Origin of the sequence: Flavobacterium sp. UBA4854, assembly GCF_002399805.1 — a bacterium.
GTDB lineage: Bacteria > Bacteroidota > Bacteroidia > Flavobacteriales > Flavobacteriaceae > Flavobacterium > Flavobacterium ginsengisoli.
Map to the genome: position 1 here is coordinate 32,008 of NZ_DHEI01000057.1, position 4,432 is coordinate 36,439.

Here is a 4,432-nt window from a genome sequence, read left to right on the forward strand (position 1 = left end):
ATTCTCCTCTGCTACACCTATACTTTCAATTCCTTCTCTTTTTTGAAGCGCTTTTTCTTTTTCGCCTTTACTCTCTAGAAGCTTGTAAACTCCGTAGCAAGCCAAAGCGCCAAAAAGCACAAAAAGTATATTCCATCCTGGATTACTAAAACTGTCATCGTTTACATTCTCAACACCTCTAATAAGGACAGCTAAAATTCCAACAAGAAATCCTGCAACGAGAGTGCCTCCATAATAAGACACTATTCCAATCCCGAAATAACCCCATTTGTTCTTATCATATTCAAGAGCTAAATTAGTATAGCCTTTCCAGATCCAGTAAATAAGTAAAATTCCAATCATATTTATTAGGTTAGTTTTAGGCGATAAATTTAATAAAAAAATATTTACATTTTTAACATCAAAACTTTAAAACAAAAAAATCCCAATATTCTTTCGAACATTGGGAATTATATATTCAATTTAAGATTTCATGGATCGATTAAACAATTAATCGATTAAACGGTTAAACCTGTTTAAACAACACGAATCACAAAATAATTTTTCTTTCCGCTTTGCAATAAAACAAATTGATTATTAATTAAATCATTTGCAGTTAAAACGAAATCCTCTTTTATCTTTTCTCTGTTTACAGAAATTGAGTTTGCGGTTAAAGCTCTTCTAGCTTCTCCGTTTGATTTAAAGAAACCTGTTTTTTCATTTAAAACAGTAATAATTTCCAATCCGTTTTCTAAATCAGCTTTTGCGATTTCAGCTTGTGGAACTCCGTCAAAAACTTCTAAGAAAGTAGCTTCATCCAATTTTTTCAAATCTTCTGCCGTTGAATTTCCAAACAAGATATTTGAAGCCTGAATCGCTTTTTCTAATTCTTCTCTATTGTGAACAAAAACAGTAATTTCTTCTGCCAATTTCTTTTGTAAAACTCTTAAATGTGGAGCTGTTTTGTGCTCTTCAATTAAAGCATCAATAGTATCTTTATCTAAGAAAGTAAAAATTTTGATGTATTTCTCAGCATCAACATCCGTAGTATTTACCCAAAATTGGTAAAATTTGTAAACCGAAGTTTTATCGGCATCTAACCAAACATTTCCGCCTTCAGATTTACCAAATTTAGATCCGTCAGCTTTTGTAATTAATGGAGTTGTTAAAGCATATGCTTTTGCATTTTCTCCACCCATTCTGCGCACTAATTCTGTTCCTGTGGTAATATTACCCCATTGATCAGAACCACCCATTTGCAGAATGCAATTGTTATTTTTATATAAATGATAAAAATCGTAACCTTGAATTAACTGGTATGTAAACTCTGTAAAAGACATTCCCTCTCCTTCTCCGCTAAATCTCTTTTTTACAGAATCTTTAGCCATCATGTAATTTACAGTAATTCTTTTTCCAACTTCACGTGCAAAATCGATAAAAGAAAATTCTTTCATCCAATCGTAGTTATTCACCATTACTGGCGCATTTGCATCAGTTGAATTAAAATCTAAGAAACGAGATAAAACACTTTTAATTCCAGCAACGTTTTTAGCCAAAGCTACTTCGTCAAGCAAGTTTCTTTCATCAGATTTACCAGAAGGATCTCCAATCATTCCAGTTGCTCCACCAACCAAAGCAATTGGTCTGTGACCAAAATTCTTTAAGTGAACCAATAAAATGATCTGAACCATACTTCCGATGTGCAGAGAATCTGCCGTTGGATCAAAACCAATATACGCAGTTGTAGCTTCTTTTAGTAATTGTTCTTCCGTTCCAGGCATACTATCATGATATAACCCGCGCCATTTTAATTCTTCAACTAGATTCTTCATTTTTTTCTTAAATAATTTGCGCAAATGTAATCAATGTCAATGGTAATGACAAAAAAGTCTGCCACGAAGACACTAAGGCACAAAGTTTTTGTTTTTACTATGGAAGTATTGCATAAAATTTATTGAAATAAAAAATTTTGCGTCTTAGCGCATTTGTGGCAAAAAGCAAAAAACCTTTGCAACTTTGTCCCTCTACACCTTTGCACCTTTACAACAAAAACTTATCTTTACAAAATGGTATTAGTAACTGGAGGGACTGGTTTAGTCGGCGCGCATTTATTGCTTCATTTAATTGAAAATGGAGAAAATGTTCGGGCTATTTACAGAACAGAAAAAAATATTCAGAAGACAAAATCGGTTTTTGATTTGTATAAAAAAGCAGATTTGTTTGAAAAAATTAATTGGCTTCAAGCCGATATTCTAGACATACCTTCGCTTGAAACTGCTTTTATCGATATCAAACAAGTATATCACTGCGCAGCTTTTATTTCGTTTGAACCAAAAGACGAAGAAATTCTTAGAAAAACCAATATTGAAGGAACTGCAAACATAGTCAATTTTGCTATCGCCAAAGAAGTAGAAAAGTTTTGCTACATCAGTTCTATTGCCGCATTAGGAGATATTGCTGCTCACGAAACCCATATTACCGAAGAAACAGATTGGAATCCTGAGAAACCGCATAGTGATTATGCCATTTCTAAATACGGTGCCGAAATGGAAGTTTGGCGCGGACATCAAGAAGGTTTAAATGTTATTATTGTAAATCCAGGAGTTATATTGGGACCGCCAAAAATGATGGCTATTTTTGACGAAGGAAGTAGCGAAATCTATAGAAAAGTCTCTAAAGGACTTTCATTCTACACACTTGGAAGCACTGGTTTCATATCGATTGACGATGTTGTAAAAACGAGTTATGAATTGATGAAAAGCGAAATAATAAACGAACGTTTCACTCTTATCTCAGACAATATTGTTTTTAAAGATCTTTTAGATACCGTTTCTGACGTTTTAAAAGTAAAGAGACCTCATATTCATGCCAAGCCTTTTCTAATGAATATATTGTGGATTTCAGACGGAATTTTTTCTACTTTATTTTTTATAAAAAGAAGCATCACAAAAGCAACAGCAAAAGCTTCGTATTCAAAGAATTTGTATAGTAATGAAAAAATAAAAACCGCTCTAGGAACGGTTTTTACTGATATTCATCGATATATTAAAGACAGCGCTAAACTATAGTTTTTTTGTCCTATCTCGCATTTGCATGCGAGCTCTTCTTATAGAATCGTCATTAACTTGTGGAGCTGGCTTTTGAATAGAATCTTTTGAGGCTTCTTTGGCCTTCTTCTTACTTTCCTTAGCTGCTTTTTTCTCATCAATTTTAGCTAAAGAATCTGCTGCTCTTTGGTTTACAGAAATTCTTTTATTAACCTCATCAAACATATCTTTATAGTTCTCATAATCTGAAGCATAATACATGTTGCTTTGGGCAAATTGAAGACTGTCTACTTTATATTTTTTCAAAATAAACATTTTCGGATCATTTTCAATCGAGTCCAAAGACAAAGGTTTCTGATATCTCATTGCTTCCAAAAGAGATAAATCATACATAATATCAATCATTTTACCTTTCTCAATAAGCTTTGCAGGCTGTTTTACCAAATCCTTTTTACAGCTTATAGAAAGAAACAAAACCAATATTATTACTATAAAATTCTTCATAGTCATTTTTTATCTGTCAAACAATAGTCTTTTACCAGCTCTGGTATCTTTTACTTTAAAGTTATTGTAAACCAATTCACCGTTTACAAAAGTATGTGTTATTCTAGATTTGAAAGTATATCCTTCAAACGGAGACCATCCGCATTTGTACAAAATATTTTCTGGCTTTACGCTCCAAGGCAAACTTGGATTAACAATTACTAAATCGGCGTGGTAACCTTCTCTAATAAATCCTCTTTTTTCTATTTTGAAAATTTTAGCCGGATTGTGGCACATTTTCTCCACGATTTTCTCCACTGTAATTTTTCCTTGATGATGTGCTTCAAACATTGCAACAACAGCATGCTGAACAAGTGGACCTCCAGAAGGCGCGTTCAAATAAGATTGCATTTTTTCTTCTTTGGTATGAGGCGCGTGATCTGTTGCTATTACATCAATTCTTCCATCGTTTAAAGCCTTCCAAAGTTCGGCACGATCTTCAGCAGTTTTAACAGCAGGATTCCATTTAATGAAATTTCCTTTTGTTTTATAATCTTCATCTGTAAACCAAAGGTGGTGTACACAAACCTCTGCCGTGATCTTTTTATCTTCTAACGGAATTTTATTCGTAAATAATTCCATTTCTTTCGCAGTTGAAAGATGGAAAATATGCAATCTAGCTCCAGTACGTTTTGCTAACGCAACAGCTTTTGAAGAAGAAATATAACATGCTTCTGCACTTCTAATTAAATTGTGTGCCGTTACTGGAACGTCGTCGCCGTATTGTTCTTTAAAAGCAGCAAGATTATTTTTAATCGTAGTTTCGTCTTCACAGTGAACTGCAATTAACATTGGAGTGCTTAAGAATATTTTTTCTAAAACCGCTTCATTGTCAACCAACATATTTCCTGTTGACGAACCTA

General features: G+C 33.3%; 5 protein-coding genes. 1 reads left to right on the plus strand and 4 read right to left on the minus strand.

Annotated elements, in window-relative coordinates:
• Together B3J44_RS08535 and tyrS are read right to left on the minus strand one after the other, a co-directional pair.
• Positions 1-342: hypothetical protein (locus tag B3J44_RS08535; RefSeq protein ID WP_286967799.1), on the minus strand; the 342-nt coding region annotated here is incomplete at its 3' end.
• Positions 343-515: 173 nt separating this feature from the next.
• Positions 516-1,811, minus strand: coding sequence for a tyrosine--tRNA ligase (gene tyrS / locus B3J44_RS08540; RefSeq protein ID WP_198855444.1), 1,296 nt, complete (start codon positions 1,809-1,811; stop codon positions 516-518).
• 234 nt (positions 1,812-2,045) lie between these two features.
• Here tyrS and B3J44_RS08545 point away from each other — a divergent pair, with 234 nt between their 5' ends.
• Positions 2,046-3,047 carry an NAD-dependent epimerase/dehydratase family protein gene (locus tag B3J44_RS08545; protein WP_286967800.1) on the plus strand — a complete coding sequence of 334 codons (1,002 nt, stop codon included), beginning with the start codon at positions 2,046-2,048 and terminating at the stop codon, positions 3,045-3,047.
• On the opposite strand, the gene B3J44_RS08550 is transcribed toward B3J44_RS08545, so the two are convergent.
• Both B3J44_RS08550 and B3J44_RS08555 read right to left on the minus strand, forming a co-directional pair.
• Positions 3,042-3,530, minus strand: a complete 489-nt coding sequence (locus tag B3J44_RS08550) for a DUF4296 domain-containing protein (RefSeq protein ID WP_286967801.1) — start codon at positions 3,528-3,530, stop codon at positions 3,042-3,044. The genes B3J44_RS08545 and B3J44_RS08550 overlap by 6 nt on opposite strands.
• 9 nt (positions 3,531-3,539) lie before the next feature.
• On the minus strand, positions 3,540-4,432 hold an 893-nt coding region (locus B3J44_RS08555), incomplete at its 5' end, for an amidohydrolase family protein (protein ID WP_286967802.1).

What these genes read in the sequence shown, in the direction of transcription:
- B3J44_RS08550 (WP_286967801.1), bottom strand. Translation starts at nt 3,530, where the DNA reads ATGAAGAATTTTATAGTAATAATATTGGTTTTGTTTCTTTCTATAAGC.
- B3J44_RS08545 (WP_286967800.1), top strand. Translation starts at nt 2,046, where the DNA reads ATGGTATTAGTAACTGGAGGGACTGGTTTAGTCGGCGCGCATTTATTG.
- tyrS (WP_198855444.1), bottom strand. Translation starts at nt 1,811, where the DNA reads ATGAAGAATCTAGTTGAAGAATTAAAATGGCGCGGGTTATATCATGAT.